A 16366-nucleotide genomic window follows, 5' to 3' on the forward strand; every position below is an offset into this window, starting at 1 on the left:
TAGGTAGCGTAATAAAGTGTCGAAACTCTTGTCAAATACCTTGTCTGAAATCAGTAACAGAGGACTCATCAACACTTTTAGCGCACTACCCGATGGGAGTGTCAATTAACTTCTAGTAGATAATGCAGGAGATTTTTTGAGTCGTTCAGAGTTATTTAAAGAATTTCGATTTTTTACCTCTGCTCTTGCCGAGGTGACAATTTTATCTAAAGTACTATTGGCAGAATTCTCGCCAGCGGAAGTGGCTAAACTTTTATAGCCAAGATCTTTGGCTTTGATAATTTCCTTAACTTGTTCCTGACTTACTCCATCAGTTAGGGCATTTATAGCTACTTGTTTTGTTGCTTTAAGACCTTTGCTTTCTACACCTTGGGAATATTTATCGTATAAATCGCTAGGAGTGGAACTAATTTCTACCTTGGTAGAAGATTTGGTCAAATTCAAACTATCTCTCAAGACTTGCCCATCTTTAACGTGCAGTAGCACTTGTCTACCATTGGTAATTTTGATTGAACCTTTAAAAGAAGCTGGATCGTTAAGTGTCTGCTTAATTAGCTCTGTTTGACTATCTGTAACAGTAGATCTCGCAACATCTCCATCTCGCATCTTAAAGATATTTTGACCGTTAAAATTAATTTCTAGGCGATCGACATCAACTCTTCTTTGTTCCAAGGCAGTGACGATGTTTTCTAGAATGTAATTTTGAGGGTTCTGTTGCAAAAAATCCGAACAGAGAGAATATACCTGTGATTAACTAATTTTTTAGACAGCGATCCCAAACAGAGAATAGACAAAATTTCTTTGTCCCAAGATGTCACCTTTAGCGATATTTTTTATTTGCCCTTTGCGAATCACATTCATGATTTCATACCCTTTTAATGTCCGCCATGCTGAGTGGAAATGTTGAAAGTATAATTTATACTTAGCCTGCTTTTTCGGAAATCTATGGTCTTGCTCGATGATATTATTAAGATATTTGTTCTGTCTCAATTCACACTCACTAGAGATAATTTCTTCCGTTTGAAGTTCTTCAACTGCTGCGGGATAAGCAGGATTTTGGTCTACGTTAATAACTCTTGGCTGCTTATTATGTCTCGATTTCAGGGCTTTCTTCAAGAATCTTTTAGCAGCTTGTTTATCTCTCCTGGCACTAAACATAAACTCTATGGTAATACCATTGCTGTCAACTGCTCTATATAGATATTTCCATTTTCCTTTGACCTTGAGATAAGTTTGATCTACTCGCCAAGAGTCATTAGTTGAGATGAGATGCTTTCTGGCTCTTCTTTCTATTTGTGGTGCATAAATCATCACCCATCGGTAAATCGTGGTGTGGTCTACAGATAGTCCTCGCTCTTGCATGATTTCTGCTAAATCACGATAACTCAAACCATAGCGGAGATACCACCTCACACAAAGTAAAATTATTTCTCCTTGAAAATGTTTCCACTTAAATGGTTGCTTTGAGTTCATCTGGTCTAGTAGTTATTTACGTTTGTTAAATACTACAAGTTTGTCTTAAGTTTTTGCAACAGTACCGTATTTTCTGCCTCCGTCATAAGCAGCAAAGTCACTGACGCTGGCGTTGCTCATCCCAATTCCAGCGTAAAGTAGCCTGACAGATTCTCGTAGAGTATCCTTACCATTGTTGCCATACCCCTTACAAAGCAACGCCCTAACTTCCCTGCCTCGGTATTTGCGAATATTTTTTAAGTCCAGTGAAGCTGCTACTGTCTGAATAAATAGCTTCTGTTGTTTTGGTTCGAGACAGCTTAACATGCGATCGCAGTCGGTGGGGTCGGCTTGGGGGTCAAAGTTAATCTCGCTGACGTAGGTATAGACTACATCTGGGTTATGAGGGACTAATTCCCAAGAAGCTACTGCGCCATTCCAATTAATCTTGACTACTCCGTTGAGACAGTTGAGTCCAGGGGGATTTACTTGACTGGGGGGGTAGCTGAACTGTCTGATTAGCCAATTCCAAATATTATCGACGTGGGTAGCTGTTGCCAGGGCATATTTCCACTTACGTCCGACTTGAACTGGTGTGGTATCGCACCAATTGGCAATACGTCGGATTTCCTCTTCGTAACAGGATTGCTCGTAGTGCGTGCCTACCCATTTGTAGAGCTTGCCGTTGATGACAACTAGCTTAGTATCGGAGTAAAGGGCATCCATACACATCCAGCAATTCTCATTTTGAAACCTGAACGGAAGAAAATAGAGGGTAAAAGATAAAAATTGGGAACTTGTTCGCGAAACTTTTTCGCGAACAAAGTCGAAGAGTTAATTGATTGTGAGTCAAAGTAAGCTCCGGAGCAGCTATCATCCCTGAGCAAGTTCGTTTTGAGCCATGAAAAAGCCAAGTAATACTTGGAACAACCAGCTATTACTTTGTAGAGCTATAAGGGGCGCGAATTGGTTCAGGTTCAACAGTCGCGAAATTTAGCTAGAGTTAACCCCGTCAGGTGCTTTTCCCTCCCTCAGCATAAACTCGAACAAAGTCTGCCAACTCTCAAACCATAAATATCTGGTCAGTGCCCGAAGCTCGTTGAAGAAGGTTTGGCGAGTAACCAACATGGAGCGAACGGCACGATAAGTGATGTGGATTAAATCCAGAGTGGTGTGGAAGAGATAGGCTAATAAATTAAGGCAAAATAGAAGTTCTGCCTGGTGGTTTTGACCGTGACCAAAATTATGTTCGAGATGATAAACCTTAGTTTTGAGAATATTATTCCCTTCATTTTCTACCTTCCAGCGTGCACGAGCAGCAGTGACAATCTCGGACACATTCTGGGCATGAATTTCATGGCAAGTAGCAAAGGCATTGTAGTATAGAGTTTTCTGGTTGCTGGTATCTGTTACCGTCACCTCACACCAGTTTACGTCCAGGGCTGGTTGGGTGGCTCTGAGGGGAATTTTATTCACAAAACGATAGTGATCAGACAAACGCTTTCGTCCATGGAACTCAATCTCGGTCAGAGTTTGCACTTCACCGACTCGTTCGAGGTAATCCACCCAGTCATAAACTTCTGGATGGGAGCTTCGCTTACAGACGAAGATAAAATGATAGCCATGGTTCAAAGCCTTTTCACAGATGGGTTGGTTACAGTAGAGGTCATCCCCAAGTAAAGTTACAGGCGGGTCTTGTGGCTCACAGGCATGGGCAGCAATCCAACGCTTGGCAGCAGCGTTTTCACAATCTTGTTTGTCGTGACCATCTTGGGGAGTGATGAATTCAGGTTCTAAACTGATGACCTGTGGTCGTCCTGGAGCCACTAATACTGGTGTTACAGCAGCGTGAAAATAGGTGGTGCTGCCGTTTTTATGTGTCTGATGGCAACAGTGACAGCAGTGAATCTTCTTGGACGAGAAATATTCAGTGCCATCGAGAGTCAGTAAAAATTCTCCACCAAAGCACTGATAGGGCTTGAGATTTCCCGTTTTTGACAAACCGTCATAGACGGAGCGAAAGACCCCAAACACCGTTGAAGCTGGCACCGGGTCGAGCAGGGTACGAATCTGATTATCACAGGGGATGCGCTCGATCCCAAACAGACTAGCCGCATTATCTCTCCCTTTCTGGGTTTTCATCAAGCGTTGATGGTCTAAAAATGACCTCGATTGCATGAAAAAGACCGAAAAAGCACTTTTTATCGCTTCTTCAACCCTATATTTGGTGTTATTGCCCTGTTTTCTTTCATCGGGCAGCTCATCTAACTCGTCGGTTAGCATCGATAATAATTCAGGCATCCCTATTGCTAAACCCATGTTGCCACTCCAGCGAAGGTTAATGCCTTTTACTTTAAGCTAATTGCCCCTTCTTGTTTTAGTTCTCTATGTTGAATAGAGAACTAATTCCCAATTCTTCTGCTTGTAACGATTCTGGACTGGGTTTCAATGTCATGAAATCTTAAAATGAGAATTGCTGCGTAGTCGAAACTTTCAAAGTAATTATTAGTTAAATAGTTTGGAAAAGTAAACCCATACAAGCTATTTATTATGAAATAAGTAAGTCCTGACGTTTGTGCCAGGACTTGTTTTTAATATAGAGATTAATATAGGTTTGTTGTTTATCCAGATTAATTATCGGCTTGAAAATCTTGAAGAGGTGCGATCGCTCTCACCGCTCAAATAATTAATGAACATCGACACCAATCCCGAAATCCAAGAGTTTCTCCAAAAATACGATCGCCTGCTCCTAGACGAACGAGGAATCATTAAACTCAAACCTGCGGACTTCTATCGGACTCTAGATTACGACGAATGATGTAGACCAACTGGTTTCTTCTGGAGAATGGCGCAGAGGAATTGAGACTGCCGTAGAAGGGATGTTACGAAGTTCCAATCGCAACCCAGGACAGAGAACAATTACCGTCGAGCAAATACGGTTTTTAGATTCGGAGGTGGCAGTTGTAGATACTCGCTATAAAATACAACTTGAAGATGGTGATGTCAGAAATTTGTGGAGCACCTTTTTAGTGGTACGCCAAGAAGGTGAGTGGAAAATTGCCGCTATCCGAAATATGTCGCCTACCGAACAACCTTAAATCGAAGAATGAGGAAAACAGTTTAAATGAGAGTTTGGATAGAGTGCGATCGCGCTCTAACCGTTTCTATCCGTAAAGTAAGAAAAGGTTTGCTAAAGATAAAGCAATAAAATTACCTTAGCAAAAGTTCGGGTTTTAGCGATGAAGCAACTTCTCAAAATAGCTGGTATGTTGATGCTCATTTCTAGCATAACTCATGTAGTACAGCTTCAGGTATATCCTCTAGAACATCACGTTATCGGTGCTGCTGCATTTGGCATCATTTATTTTTTCATCGGTCTTTTTATATTGCGTCGTAGTCGTCTAGCACTGTGGCTAGGGGCAATCGTGCCTAGTATTGGTGGGGTGTTAGGAGTTTATCGCTTCTTGTTTTTACATCCCAATCCCTTCACGGTTTTTCATGTGCTAATCGATTTAGTAGTAGTTCCGATCTGCATCTACAAACTCAAAGAAAAGAGAAATCCTAGTAGCATACCAAAGAAGAGATAAAAAATTGTCCTGCTCTTAAATCTTCCCAAACGGTTGCCCCCATCGCCTCCATGTCTCCTTGTTAAACGGAGGGAAAAATCTAAGAATCAATTCTCGCTCCAGCTTTAAACGACTTCTGCGCTCGCTCGGCGTATCATACCAAAAAGCCGAACACATCTTGACCTCTAAGTCATACTTGCGGTGCAGTTCTACATAGTTCATCATGTAGTCTTTACAGTCATGAGTCCCGTTCCACCTAGCTTTAGCAGACTGCATGGTTTCGCCAACGTAGAGAAGTAAGGGTAAGGCATTATCGATGATGAAGTAAATGCAGTTGCGGTCGCCATAGTCTTTCATCCTGTAAAACAGGGAAGAATGCAGCTTCAGTTCAAAGGGATTAATCGAATCGCTCTGGCAGTGAATTTTAGGAGTATCGAACAAGCTGGTTTGTTGTGGCGATCGCATTTGTAGAGTTTGTTGCTGATAGTTAAAGATCTTTGACTTCCATTTTAGTAGAGCATCCTTGCCCATCAGTTTTTGGGGTTGCTCGACTCGGTAAGCAGGTCTGATGTCGAATAAACTTAGTTGTCGCTCGCTCACTTTCTATCCTGAATGACTGCCGAAGCTGTCAGGATATCATAGGTTTGACGAATTTCCCCATTAAGTCCAACAAAAATTTGATGGGACTAGTGGAGCGAGGCTTAAATACAGTAACCATTAAAATAAGTTCGATTTATTTATGAATCAACTTTGCTAATGGTATCGATATTTACGCCCAAGACTACTAGTTTTATGGCTTACGAGTAAAAACTAGCTCTTCGTTAGTTGAAAGCTCTTCATTGTAAGCGTATCCTTCATCGGTAAAGTTCTTAATCTTAGCAAGATCCCTAATTTGGTTTTGAATTACATAGCGAGCCATCATGCCTCTGGCTTTTTTGGCATAGAAACCGATGACTTTGTACCTATCCTTTTTCCAGTCTTTAAAGACGGGATTAATCAGTTCGGCTGAGAGAATTTTTAGATTTAACGCTTTGGCATACTCTTGTGAAGCGAGGTTGAGGAGGAATTTACTTTTTGTCTGTTGTAAGTCTCGATTTAAGGCTTCACTTATGCGCTCGCCCCAGAATTGGTACAGCGTTTCTGGCAGACTTGGGCTCAGGGTAGGATTTTGTGATAAGCGCGTATCCATGGAGAGTCGGTAGGGTGCGATGGGGTCTAATGGTTTTAACAATCCATAAAGCCCAGAGAGAATACGCAGATGTTCTTGGGCATAAGAAATATCTTCTTTCGAGAAGTTCGTAGCTTGCAAACCTTCATAGACATCTCCCTTAAAGGCAAACATCGCTTGTTTGGTAGCTGCTGTAGAAAACTTCTGGTAACGCTCGGCATTTAGTTTTCCTAACTTAGCACTAATACCCATTAGGTTTGAGAAATCTTCACCAGAAAGCTTCTCGAACGCTTCTACTAAAGTCTGAGTTTGGCTGTGGAAAAAGAGCTCGCTAGTAGCTGAGATTGGAGAGAGCGTTTCAAAATCTAGGGTTTTAGAGGGGGAAAGAATTAAAAGCATGGAGTTTATATACAGAGTATCGCTCGACAGCAAATTATTAATAACATAGTCTTTGGCTCAGAAAGTCTTAACAGCGATTGCTCTACAAACAAAAAACCCAGTCACATTAACTGCAACTGGGCTTGATTATTGAACTATACAATTAGTTCGTTATCCTTGGAAAACTAAGCAGAAGCTTCTTCACCGAGATTGACTTTGACTACTTTATTTTTTTCTTCTTCTGATTTAGGTAAAGTCAAATTGAGGATACCGTCTTTGTATTCAGCAGTAACGTTAGTGTTTTGAATTTTGGTAGGTAGAGGAATTACTCTTTGGAATTTACCGTAACGAAATTCAGAACGAGTTTTTTCTTTGATTTCGGATTTACGTTCGCCAGAAATTGCTACTCGATCTGCCATTACTTGAACATCTAAATCTTTAGCTTCCATGCCAGGAACTTCTAGTTTTAGATGTAAAGCATCGTCAGTTTCAGTTAGTTCTGCGGCAGGTACTTTAGCTAGATTATCAAAACCATCCCAATTGTTGGGAACTAAAGCATCATCGAATAAGCGGTTTAGTTGACGTTGTAAAGAATTCATTTCTTGCCAAGGATTGTAACGTACTAATGCCATGTTTGTGACTCCTTTGTTTACTACTTAATAGATGATTAACTTAGAGTTTCTGTATATTTGTTGCTTGCTTCAATTATTATCTTAGTAAGTCAACAAACTAGAGGTAAGTGGTGGTTATAACCCATAGATAGTGAGGTTTTTATCCCGAACCCAAGCAGACGATTTTGGTAGGGGAAACTATACTTAATTGAGTTCGGTTTGGCAGACTAAAAAGATATTTTGACGATGAGCTTTTGACCCTGAAAACACAGAATAAAGGAAGCTCGTGATGTAGCAGTAAGCCAAATTGAAGTCATCGAGCGCTCTATTCTCTCTCGCTTTTGGTTAAGTCTCATTACTATTTACAAGCAAGAGCGAGAAGCTTGATGCACAATCTAGGTATAAGTCGTTATTAAAGGTCTGTTGATGGCGTTCGTGGTGTGACAGCTCTCAGCAATGGTTATTTACAAACTGAATTACAGTCGCCAACTTTTCAGTAAATTGAATTTGAAATCCTGACTAGATAATGACTTAGCTGACATTTACTAATGAGAGCGGTAAATGGTTAACAGCTTAAACTTGCTGAAAAACTTGATGTTTAGGCATCCAACCTAGTCAAAAAGTGTTCACTATAATGTGCTCTCATTAGTAATAGTTTGGAGCACGATCGAAATGACTATTTATCAAAGAGGCAAACGTTTATTTGAGCGAATTACATCGGATTCAGTAAGTTGTGGAACGTTGGCAATTTGGGCTGTGGCAGTGGGGTTGTTAGTTTTTATGATGCAGTTCTTTTCTAGAAGTCAGTTGTTATAGCACCTTGCTCCTGGCTCTTTGAACGGAAGATTAACCCTAGATGAAAATTCCCGACTGCGATCGCTGTCTCCTCTACGCCCACAATCCCCATCCCCACTTCTTAGTCTGTGCGGTTCATCTTCACTACGATTGCCCTGAATGTGGCTGGATGGACGATTCGGTATAATGTACGACAAAGCCAAGGGAATTCACATTGCTTCTTTTTCAGTCATAAATAAGACAGCATTTACCTTTAGGAAATAGAGATATTGGCAAAGCACAAATCAGACTTCCAAGGACAAAATTTAGGGTCTTCTCAAGCCGGATTCTCAAGCAATCGTGGAGACTGGCAAACTGCAATGGAAAATACCACTCAGAGATTCGAACGCGAATATCGTCAAGAAAATTTGGCTTTACCCGCAGAAATTAAAGCTCTTGCTATTTATGACGAATGGCAGATGGGAAGCCTTCAAGACCGGGTTAGTTCTAGATTTTGGGAATTAAAAACTCCCATGAACAAGCAAGCTTGGTTGGACATCGGTTGTGGCTTGAGTTTTTTGATTTATCCCTGGAACGAATGGGGTGCTTTTTTCTCCGGACAGGAAGTGAGTAGAACAGCGCGAGATATCCTGATGAGTCGCGCACCACAGCTAAATTCTAAATTGTTTCGGGGGGTGAAGTTAGGTGCTGGTCATTTACTCGCCTACGAAGACGGTCAGTTTGATGGTGTACTGGCGACAGGATGGAGTTGTTACTACCCCCTCGATTATTGGGAGCGAGTGATGGCTGAAGTCAAACGGGTGCTAAAACCTGGAGGCATCTTGATTTTTGATGCGCTCGCTCCGGACCAACCTCTAGCTGAAGACTGGGCGATTTTAGAAACTTATCTAGGTGCGGAAGTTTTCTTAACGCCTCTGGGTGAGTGGCGCAGTTTAGTACGTCAAGCTGGAGGAAAAATTGTCAAAAGCCTGTCTGGTGAGTTGTTTGAGATTTGGCAAGTTAGTTTTTAATCTCAATCACTTAAATGCTCTGATTCAATCGGGATGATTCTGTTTGACTGGGCTTTGACTTGGGGAAAACTAAGACAAACGTTCTATCCCAGTCGATGAAAGCCAAGCTATTTCTCTTCTATCTCCGCTATCGTAAGCTTTTAATTTTTCTGTTTTCGGTGATCGCTCTAGTTTCGATTGGTGCTGATTCGTGGTTGAAGTATAAATCTAAATCTGTTAACTACAACCCTTGGAGAGTAGATGAGGTGATGACGGGCGAAAGCTTTACTGTGGCTCGTGATGATGAAACTAAAACCATTAAGCTATGTGGCATAACGGCAGCAGGAGATGAAGCTAGAGATTACTTGAAATCGCTGATAGATAGAGGTGATGGTACGGTTCAGCTTGAAGAAAGAGAAGGAGCATTTGAAGCCTGGGTGTTATTAAAGCCGAATTTCGAGAGGCAGCTTCACCTGAATACTTGGATGGTACAAGAGGGCATGGCTAGACACGATAAACGAAGTTCTGGTCACTGTCGTAGCGATGAAGCATTGGGATGGGCAGCAGAAGCGGCTAAAGATGATAAGTTGGGTATTTGGCAGCGTTGAGAGAGTAGCGATCGCCTTAGTTAAGAACCGTTGATGGTAGTTGGTAATGATGTACAGTAGAAGCATCAACGAGATAAATCGTGTTTATTAGTTATGTTTCGGCTCATACACTTAATAGCTTTAGCTGTGGGGATTTTAGCCTTCATAGGAAACATACTATTCGGTCTTTACATCACGGTTTTAAAACTTACTTCCAATCGGCTCGTACCACTTTCGCTCTCGAGCGCATTATTGTTGGTCTGGATTGTAATTAGTTTTGCTGCTTATTTTCTGGTGGGCATTGCGGGATTTTCAGATTCAGAAGAAATCCTGGCGAGACTTACTCCTTCTCTGATAATTTTGGCTTATCTAGTAATTGGTTTGGGAGTTTTTTGGAGTTTCAAAATCATCGAATTTAGAGCTTAACTTTCTTTATTTGTTAGCGATCGCAGTATTGATATCGTCGCTTCGCGGGCTGTCGCGCTCAAATCCCCCCATTGCCCCCCAAGGGGCAGACAGCGAACGCTGTTCGGATTTTGTCCTAGTGTCGAATTTCAGCCATCCCATTATTGCGGCAGGGATAGTGTTGCTACGCAGTTGTTATCTGGGGACACCCCAGACCCCGAAACGCTCGTCAAGGGTAAATACACTGCGGCAGGAAGAATTTATGTGGTCGCGATCGCAGATTATATTTTTCCTGCCTTGCCCTATGACTTCGCTACCCTGCCGCATTGAAAAGGGCGTTCTTTTTTCGTTTTTTGGGGGTGCTGCCCGTGTCTGTTTCTGCTGTTTCTGTTTCTCTTCCCGTTGCCGTTTCCTCGGCTCTGTCTGGTGCGTCTGTGGTTGGTTTTTCTGGTTCTCGTTCCCTGGTGCCTGCGGCTCTGTTTGCGGTTGTGTCTGCCGTGCCTGCTGGCTGTCCCGTGTTCGTTGGTTGTGCGCGGGACGTTGACGGTGCGGTGCGTTCTCGTTTCCCTTCTGCTTGCGTGTTTCGGGTGTCTGGTTCTGGTCGCGGTGCTTTTGCGGCTCGTTCGGTGCGGTTCGTGCGGCGGTTGTCGTCGGCTGGTGGGGTGTTGTTCTCTTTCCCCGGTCGTCCCTGTCCTGTGGGTTTGGTGCCTGCTGCTTCTTCCTCGGCTTGTTTCTGTGGTTTGGGTTCTGGTTCGTGGGCTTCCCTGGCGTTTGCTCTCGGTCTGGGCGTTCCCTGCTGTGTCTGGCTGCCTGCTGGTGTTTCCGTTCCTGCCTCTTGGGGTTTGGTTGCTGTTGGTGGTGGCTGGTGGGTGTCTGTGCCTTTCTAGTTTTCCTTTCGGGGGCTTTGCCCCCTTTATTATCTATTGTTTGCGATCGCATGAGTAGAAGTGGTCGCTTCGCGTGGTGTCTTTCATTACCCCCCTGCGCCTATCGTCCCCCTTGGGGTGACGGCTGAGGTGGTGCCTGCGGCGCACAACAACAGGTTTTCTATTGTAACTACGCGGTCAAGGGAAATTTGGTTATTAATGTGGGGTTTCCCCACACCCCATTGGAAGTGGAAAATTTGCCTAACGGCAGACCCTTGACTCGCTTCGTTCCTTGAAGGGCGTAAATTGTTTTTTTATTTTTAAGGAGTTTCCTATCATGCCTATCAATCACAATGCTTTATCTTCTAAATTTCAAGTTCCTACTTATAAACATAGAGAGCAGCAAGCTGCCTTTCGTAAATGGCAGGCAGTGTTCTACACGCTGCGCTTTAAAATTTGGGATGATAGCAAAAGTCGCATCTTTACAGATGCTCTAGACTGCGGTGCAATCGAACCAATTGCTCCTGGTGAATTCGACCCACAAGATGTTCAGCAGCTTTATTCAGAAGCTTGGGATGAGTTCCAAGAAGAATACGATCGCGCTTTTATCAAAGCGACTTTAGAAGAGATGGTAGAGTTTGCTCAGACTAGGTTTCGCATGAGTTTAGCGGTACTTAAACAAAAATCAAGCCCAAACAAAGCCCAAACTAGCTTTATAAGCTACGAATACGTCGCGATTTTGGTTCAACCATTGGACAAAACGATAAGATATACCTGTACGAAAAGCTTCTAATGCTTCAGGAAATGTCTCCAAAGGTTTGTTCGCCCAACGTCTTCTTAAACCTCCAGTAAGCTTATGCCAAAGGATAAAAGTATAGGCACAAAAAACTAGAATAAAATGTCTTTCCAAACTCTTCTTATCTCTAACTTGATACTCTTTTAATCCTAACCATCCCTTGGCTTCTCGATAGAAAACTTCTATCCAGTTTCTCTGAGCATAAGTTTGAACTATCCATTGCTCGGTTACTATTTCTCCCTCAACATTTGTGAGTAAGTAGTCAATATCTTCAGCATCTTCAAAGATTGGTGCACTCATGACGATAGCTATTTTTCTGATTCCTTCTAGCCTTGATATTTCTGCTTCTATTATTGCTACCCAGACGGTTCTAGGTTTTTCACCCTGGATTTGAATCTCCTTAAATTCCTCATCAGATAACCATTGAGCATATTCATCTACTCTGATTTTTTCTAATTGATTTGATGGAGTTTTAACCAAAATATTACGATTTTTAGCGATTCCTCCTATATACTTTAATTTCTTTTTTTCCAGTTCGAGTAAAACAGTTGTGTTGTTACCATAGGACGAATCTATTAATACTAGTCCTGGTCGATATCCCCTCTTCAAACTTTTATCGATTAATTCTAAGGCTAAGGTGGGTTTTTTCTTGAATTCTCTGTCTTTCTTTCCTTCGGGCAACGAATTACCATGTTGATATAGTTCTATGTCTAAAGGTAAGCTTTTTTGGCCATCATATAGATGAGTTGTTACTACAACATTGCCATTATCTGTTTTCCCAATTTCCCCAATATATTGACGACCTACTGCTGCGGTAAAGTTACCACTTTTTCTATGCCCAGAGTCATCAACAATTAGACTAAATCCCTTACTGATTCTCGTTTGATTACACTTGTTCATCACTTCTAAGCGACGTTCATTTATCTTGTTCGCTGACCAAGTTGCTTCAGTTAAGAAATGGTGTAATTTGTGGTATGTGACCTCTACTGCGTCTTTAGCCATTTGAGATACATTTTTTCGCTCACTTTCCCCTAATAATCCTCCTAAATAATGTCTGAATTCCCTTTTTTGCGCTTTAGTTCTCAGTAAATCATCAAACTTTTGACACCATCTCATCTATCGAAACAGGGAGGCATGGCTGCGGGAGTAGTTTCTTTCATAAAGTGCGATCGGGCTTTAGAATAATGTTAAAGTTAATCAGCAAAGGTATTCTATCTTATTTTGTCTGTTTAAATTGTTTAAGTACCGTTAGAAGATTTACTCGAACTAAATCGCCAGCGTTCGGCACAACGGTATAATCGTTAATCATTCAGCCTGGGGCTATCTCTAGCTCCAGGTTTTATCAATTTTTATTTTGCTTTTTAAAAGGTCGTTCGTCGGGCAGGGACAAGCCCCACCACTCCTCACTTCCAGCCCATCACCCACCCAACTATGTAAAGCGGAATCGGTCAAGCGCGATCGCATCATCTGAATTGATTAATTAACAACAACAAAAGAAAAAAAGAATAAATAAAAAAAGAAAAAGTTAAATAAGAGTCCTTCGGTAGCAGTGAAGTTTATTCAACAAAAAATAAATGATTACTGCACAAAACTTTGTTTACTCTAAAGCTGCTGCTGCCAGGATTTTAAAACTCGATCGCTCTCTGATTAAAGAGATAGAAATCTGGCATAAAGTCGTTCTAGTTAAAATTTACGACCAGAAAGCTAAATTTATTTCTAAAAAAGAGTTTCGTCAGCATTTTGCCGACTGGCGCAGAGCTAGAAGTCGTGCATTAGAGGCTACGCCTCATATCTACAGCCAAGAACTGTTTACCGTCCATAATCCCTACAAAGATACTCGCTATCAGGTAAGCGTTCATCCCCAAGAGTTGGTTTGTAACTGCGATGATTGGATAAATCAAAAAGAGATTTTAGGTAAAGCTTGCTGCAAACATTGTTATTCGGTATTGAGCTATCTCAATTATTCATCTTTAAAAGAATATATCGAAAAATCTAAAGAATTAGTAACTGCATAAATAAAGTTAATAAAAAGTGTCAGAGAAATAAAAATCTGGCACTTAAAGTCTAATAAAACCTTCGGCAATTGTGTAATTAATTTGGAGAAAAACAACTCATGATTAATGCTTTCGAACCTCCCAAGATGGACGGCATTGTTTATATCCCTGGTCGTCCCCGTCAGTATCGTGCTGACTGTAAAGCTGGTGTATTTAAGATTGGTGAATCGAAAATAGTGGGTAACGAACTCAACCTAGAAATCCTCAGCTTCCGTACCTTTGAAGAACAGTTATTTAACTATCCCTATCAAAGTTGGCTAGAAGTCATCTTTGTAGACCCAGATAATGTTGTCGGTCACATTCTCTTTAAGACCGAATCTCTAGATAACTTCTTCACTCTAACTCTAGACCTGAGCATTCAAGGTATTGCTATCGGTACGGGTATTGTCAGTGCCGAGATGAGCAAACGCTCTAGCGATAATGGCACTTACTATGCCGTCGAGTTTGATTGGGAAGAAAACCAAAAAGAACGAATTGAGGAGCTAAAAAGCTTCGTCGCTCAACACAATCTCTATGCAGCCCGAATGAACGAACGGCAAAGCTTGGAACTGCCAGCAGCAACTGAAGATGTCGATCTCTAACTAACTGACTAATAACATGGGCAGCTAATCAAATGCTGTCCATCAGATCTTCATCGTCAGGGATGGGAACGATCGCCAGCTTGTTTAAATCACCATCGACAAAATAACCTTTGAAGACGAAGTTGGTCGTGTCCCATTGATAGTAAGATTTCATCCCTTCACCATCATCGAGAACGGTTTGGTCGATGCCCAGATCGTGGAGTGTTTGACCGAGCTTTCCTATGAGATATCCCCTAAGTCGGTCAGCCGTCCAAACATTAGGACAGTGAATCAGTAATGCCGAACTGCCCTGCACTATAACCATCTGCAACTGACAGAACTCGAAAATCTCTGCTGCCGTCTCACCACAACTCTGAGCTACGCGATCGCATATCTGACTCTCTAAATTCTCCATCACCATATCTCTCAATCCATCGATACAAGTGTATCAGTTAACCAAATAAAGAAAGTAAACAAAAAGTTAAAAGTCAGTCAGTCCTTCGGAATTAGTGAAATTAAATAAATTAAAAGGAAACAACAACTATGAATGATAACCTCTGGAACAAAACTCAAGACCTCATCGAGTTAGAAGAAGCGATCGCCGAGATTGCCAACAGTGAAGAATTAACCGAAGCAGAAAAAGACCAACGTTCTCAACAGCTATTCCAGCAATGGTTGGGTAAAGAACAAGACTGGAAAGCAAAACTAGAATCTGCTGCTTATGCCGCTAAATGCTTGGAGAAAGAAGCAGCAGCCGTTAAATCGATGATTGACGAGCTGAGAGTCAGACAGGTTAGTAAGCTTAATTCCGCCAACAAGTTAAAACAATACATCCTACTAGCGATGCAGCAGAGAGGAGAAAGCAAAGTCAAGGGTAAATACTCGACCATCTATCAACAAACCAGACAGCCAGTAGTCCTCAAAGTAGCAGCAGCAGAACTGCCAGAGGAATATCAGCGAATTAAAGTCGAGGCTAAACTCAACGACATCAAACAAGCTTTGAAAACTAGTAAAAATGGTTTTCCCTGGGCTGATTGGGGAGAAACCGAAACCAGTTTGATAATCAGAATTAAATAAAAACTAAATAGATAAAAACTAAATAATTACTGTCTCGTGCTGAGGGTAAGTGAAGTTTAGTAACTAATTAAAAGGTTATGGATTACTTACAACTCAGTTCGAGAGATGAAGTTGCTTTGTTTGAGTATATCAATGGTGAAAATGATGCTCTAAGTTTAGAAACCCCAGCATCAGATGACTATTACTATCTCTCTGGTTGGTATGAAACTAAAGCCAAACTAGCTAGCGGAGAACTAACTATTGAAGTAAATAAATCAAATTTAACTAATAAAAATAAATGGAATGAAGACATTTTCTAAATCAATCAGTCCTACGGTAACTATGAAGTTGATTCTCTATAAAAACTATGAATGTTATTACTTTACAAAAAGCAGTAGCTAATCTCAATTGGCACATTGATTTCTATGAATTCTGTCGAGAAATCCTCCAAAAAGATGGCTGGACTAAACAACAGTTAGAAAATGATGCTTATTGTTTAGAGAAGTGGCAGGACTGACAGCAACTAAATAAGGCACTGCATCTATTCGACGATGAAACTTTAGAGCGCATCGTCACCGTGTACGAACGAAGACAGGGAAATAAATAAACAGTCCTCCGGCTGAAGCTTGAAGTTTATTTTAGGTTTCAGCCATGAATGACTATTAACAAGCAGCAAAGATTCTAAAAACAAACTCACTACTAACTAATTAATTATACAAATGACTCTCAAACAATTTAACCTAGACCAATTTACTGGTACGACAAAATACTACAAGCATTGGCTCGGACTTTTATACACGGATGGCGTACAGTACGTCGCCAAACAGGGAAAAGCTTATTGGCTAATCGACGCGATCGCTGGCTGGCAACTAGACCCCAAGATTAAACGCGATCCCATGCTAAGACAAATTCAGTTTTGGAAGCTGAAGGTTAACGACAATAATTCCGCCATGTTAATTTGCGAACGAGATGCTGGAAACGTGGCAGTCACTCAGGAGATAGAACGGACAAATTTTCCTCTGCCAGAGATTGAATTTTATCTTACTCAGAAAGTCCTAATGCTGCCGAGTGAGTATTGAGATT

Annotated in this window: 25 protein-coding genes and 1 pseudogene; 16 read left to right on the top strand and 10 right to left on the bottom strand. The window is 41.4% G+C overall.

What is annotated here, in order from left to right:
• Positions 1-105: 105 nt before the first annotated feature.
• The 4 genes from ACLFKQ_RS29975 to ACLFKQ_RS29990 all read right to left on the bottom strand — a co-directional run bounded on the left by ACLFKQ_RS29975 (position 106) and on the right by ACLFKQ_RS29990 (position 3771).
• Positions 106-720 carry a hypothetical protein gene (locus ACLFKQ_RS29975; RefSeq protein WP_449003263.1) on the bottom strand — a complete coding sequence of 205 codons (615 nt, stop codon included), beginning with the start codon at positions 718-720 and terminating at the stop codon, positions 106-108.
• 42 nt (positions 721-762) lie between these two features.
• On the bottom strand, positions 763-1473 hold the full coding sequence (locus ACLFKQ_RS29980; protein WP_448997902.1) for an IS6 family transposase: 711 nt from the start codon (positions 1471-1473) through the stop codon (positions 763-765).
• Between the two features lie 45 nt (positions 1474-1518).
• Complete coding sequence (locus tag ACLFKQ_RS29985) at positions 1519-2178, bottom strand: hypothetical protein (RefSeq protein ID WP_449003264.1); 660 nt, start codon at positions 2176-2178, stop codon at positions 1519-1521.
• 267 nt (positions 2179-2445) lie between these two features.
• Positions 2446-3771, bottom strand: coding sequence for an ISNCY family transposase (locus tag ACLFKQ_RS29990; protein ID WP_448998174.1), 1326 nt, complete (start codon positions 3769-3771; stop codon positions 2446-2448).
• A gap of 370 nt (positions 3772-4141) precedes the next feature.
• Here ACLFKQ_RS29990 and ACLFKQ_RS29995 point away from each other — a divergent pair, with 370 nt between their 5' ends.
• The 3 genes from ACLFKQ_RS29995 (at position 4142) to ACLFKQ_RS30005 (ending at position 5039) form a co-directional block, all read left to right on the top strand.
• Complete coding sequence (locus ACLFKQ_RS29995; protein WP_449003265.1) at positions 4142-4270, top strand: hypothetical protein; 129 nt, start codon at positions 4142-4144, stop codon at positions 4268-4270.
• Positions 4271-4280: 10 nt separating this feature from the next.
• The gene (locus ACLFKQ_RS30000; protein ID WP_449003298.1) at positions 4281-4550 is read left to right on the top strand and encodes a DUF4440 domain-containing protein; all 270 of its coding nucleotides are present in this window, start codon (positions 4281-4283) and stop codon (positions 4548-4550) included.
• A gap of 141 nt (positions 4551-4691) precedes the next feature.
• Positions 4692-5039, top strand: coding sequence for a hypothetical protein (locus tag ACLFKQ_RS30005; RefSeq protein WP_449003266.1), 348 nt, complete (start codon positions 4692-4694; stop codon positions 5037-5039).
• A gap of 15 nt (positions 5040-5054) precedes the next feature.
• On the opposite strand, the gene ACLFKQ_RS30010 is transcribed toward ACLFKQ_RS30005, so the two are convergent.
• The 3 genes from ACLFKQ_RS30010 to ACLFKQ_RS30020 all read right to left on the bottom strand — a co-directional run bounded on the left by ACLFKQ_RS30010 (position 5055) and on the right by ACLFKQ_RS30020 (position 7196).
• Complete coding sequence (locus ACLFKQ_RS30010) at positions 5055-5618, bottom strand: hypothetical protein (protein WP_449003267.1); 564 nt, start codon at positions 5616-5618, stop codon at positions 5055-5057.
• Positions 5619-5808: 190 nt separating this feature from the next.
• Entirely contained in the window at positions 5809-6585 is a 777-nt protein-coding gene (yaaA, locus tag ACLFKQ_RS30015) for a peroxide stress protein YaaA (RefSeq protein ID WP_449003268.1), read from the bottom strand.
• 164 nt (positions 6586-6749) lie between these two features.
• The gene (locus ACLFKQ_RS30020) at positions 6750-7196 is read right to left on the bottom strand and encodes an Hsp20/alpha crystallin family protein (protein WP_449002039.1); all 447 of its coding nucleotides are present in this window, start codon (positions 7194-7196) and stop codon (positions 6750-6752) included.
• An 835-nt stretch (positions 7197-8031) separates the two neighbouring features.
• On the opposite strand from ACLFKQ_RS30020, the gene ACLFKQ_RS30025 reads away from it, so the two are divergent.
• From ACLFKQ_RS30025 to ACLFKQ_RS30040, 4 genes are all read left to right on the top strand, one after another.
• A complete protein-coding gene (locus ACLFKQ_RS30025) occupies positions 8032-8157 on the top strand; it encodes a hypothetical protein (protein WP_449003269.1) in 126 nt (41 codons plus the stop codon).
• 82 nt (positions 8158-8239) lie between these two features.
• Positions 8240-8980, top strand: coding sequence for a class I SAM-dependent methyltransferase (locus tag ACLFKQ_RS30030; RefSeq protein WP_449003270.1), 741 nt, complete (start codon positions 8240-8242; stop codon positions 8978-8980).
• Positions 8981-9075: 95 nt separating this feature from the next.
• The gene (locus tag ACLFKQ_RS30035) at positions 9076-9567 is read left to right on the top strand and encodes a thermonuclease family protein (RefSeq protein ID WP_449003271.1); all 492 of its coding nucleotides are present in this window, start codon (positions 9076-9078) and stop codon (positions 9565-9567) included.
• A 93-nt stretch (positions 9568-9660) separates the two neighbouring features.
• Positions 9661-9972, top strand: a complete 312-nt coding sequence (locus ACLFKQ_RS30040; RefSeq protein WP_449003272.1) for a hypothetical protein — start codon at positions 9661-9663, stop codon at positions 9970-9972.
• Between the two features lie 6 nt (positions 9973-9978).
• Here the strand turns inward: ACLFKQ_RS30040 and ACLFKQ_RS30045 are convergent, their stop codons facing one another.
• On the bottom strand, positions 9979-10113 hold the full coding sequence (locus ACLFKQ_RS30045; protein WP_449003273.1) for a hypothetical protein: 135 nt from the start codon (positions 10111-10113) through the stop codon (positions 9979-9981).
• Between the two features lie 30 nt (positions 10114-10143).
• Between ACLFKQ_RS30045 and ACLFKQ_RS30050 the strand changes: the two genes are divergently transcribed.
• The 3 genes from ACLFKQ_RS30050 (at position 10144) to ACLFKQ_RS30060 (ending at position 11610) form a co-directional block, all read left to right on the top strand.
• Positions 10144-10281, top strand: coding sequence for a hypothetical protein (locus ACLFKQ_RS30050; RefSeq protein ID WP_449003274.1), 138 nt, complete (start codon positions 10144-10146; stop codon positions 10279-10281).
• Between the two features lie 38 nt (positions 10282-10319).
• Positions 10320-10838: a hypothetical protein gene (locus ACLFKQ_RS30055; RefSeq protein WP_449003275.1), complete on the top strand. Its 519-nt coding sequence runs from the start codon at positions 10320-10322 to the stop codon at positions 10836-10838.
• Positions 10839-11154: 316 nt separating this feature from the next.
• On the top strand, positions 11155-11610 hold the full coding sequence (locus ACLFKQ_RS30060; protein WP_449003276.1) for a hypothetical protein: 456 nt from the start codon (positions 11155-11157) through the stop codon (positions 11608-11610).
• Here the strand turns inward: ACLFKQ_RS30060 and ACLFKQ_RS30065 are convergent.
• Positions 11503-12773, bottom strand: a pseudogene (locus ACLFKQ_RS30065) (IS701 family transposase). The gene ACLFKQ_RS30060 and the pseudogene ACLFKQ_RS30065 sit on opposite strands and share 108 nt — an antisense overlap.
• 414 nt (positions 12774-13187) lie before the next feature.
• Here ACLFKQ_RS30065 and ACLFKQ_RS30070 point away from each other — a divergent pair.
• Complete coding sequence (locus ACLFKQ_RS30070) at positions 13188-13628, top strand: hypothetical protein (protein ID WP_449003277.1); 441 nt, start codon at positions 13188-13190, stop codon at positions 13626-13628.
• Positions 13629-13726: 98 nt separating this feature from the next.
• Complete coding sequence (locus tag ACLFKQ_RS30075; RefSeq protein ID WP_449003278.1) at positions 13727-14248, top strand: hypothetical protein; 522 nt, start codon at positions 13727-13729, stop codon at positions 14246-14248.
• Positions 14249-14276: 28 nt separating this feature from the next.
• Here ACLFKQ_RS30075 and ACLFKQ_RS30080 read toward each other — a convergent pair whose 3' ends face one another.
• Complete coding sequence (locus ACLFKQ_RS30080; protein WP_449003279.1) at positions 14277-14642, bottom strand: hypothetical protein; 366 nt, start codon at positions 14640-14642, stop codon at positions 14277-14279.
• A gap of 128 nt (positions 14643-14770) precedes the next feature.
• On the opposite strand from ACLFKQ_RS30080, the gene ACLFKQ_RS30085 reads away from it, so the two are divergent.
• The 4 genes from ACLFKQ_RS30085 to ACLFKQ_RS30100 all read left to right on the top strand — a co-directional run bounded on the left by ACLFKQ_RS30085 (position 14771) and on the right by ACLFKQ_RS30100 (position 16362).
• Positions 14771-15304: a siphovirus Gp157 family protein gene (locus tag ACLFKQ_RS30085; protein ID WP_449003280.1), complete on the top strand. Its 534-nt coding sequence runs from the start codon at positions 14771-14773 to the stop codon at positions 15302-15304.
• Positions 15305-15381: 77 nt separating this feature from the next.
• A complete protein-coding gene (locus ACLFKQ_RS30090) occupies positions 15382-15603 on the top strand; it encodes a hypothetical protein (protein WP_449003281.1) in 222 nt (73 codons plus the stop codon).
• A 47-nt stretch (positions 15604-15650) separates the two neighbouring features.
• Positions 15651-15800 carry a hypothetical protein gene (locus ACLFKQ_RS30095; protein WP_449003282.1) on the top strand — a complete coding sequence of 50 codons (150 nt, stop codon included), beginning with the start codon at positions 15651-15653 and terminating at the stop codon, positions 15798-15800.
• A 202-nt stretch (positions 15801-16002) separates the two neighbouring features.
• Positions 16003-16362, top strand: a complete 360-nt coding sequence (locus ACLFKQ_RS30100) for a DUF6876 family protein (RefSeq protein ID WP_449003283.1) — start codon at positions 16003-16005, stop codon at positions 16360-16362.
• Positions 16363-16366: the final 4 nt, after the last annotated feature.

Source organism: Myxosarcina sp. GI1(2024) (genome assembly GCF_053543375.1).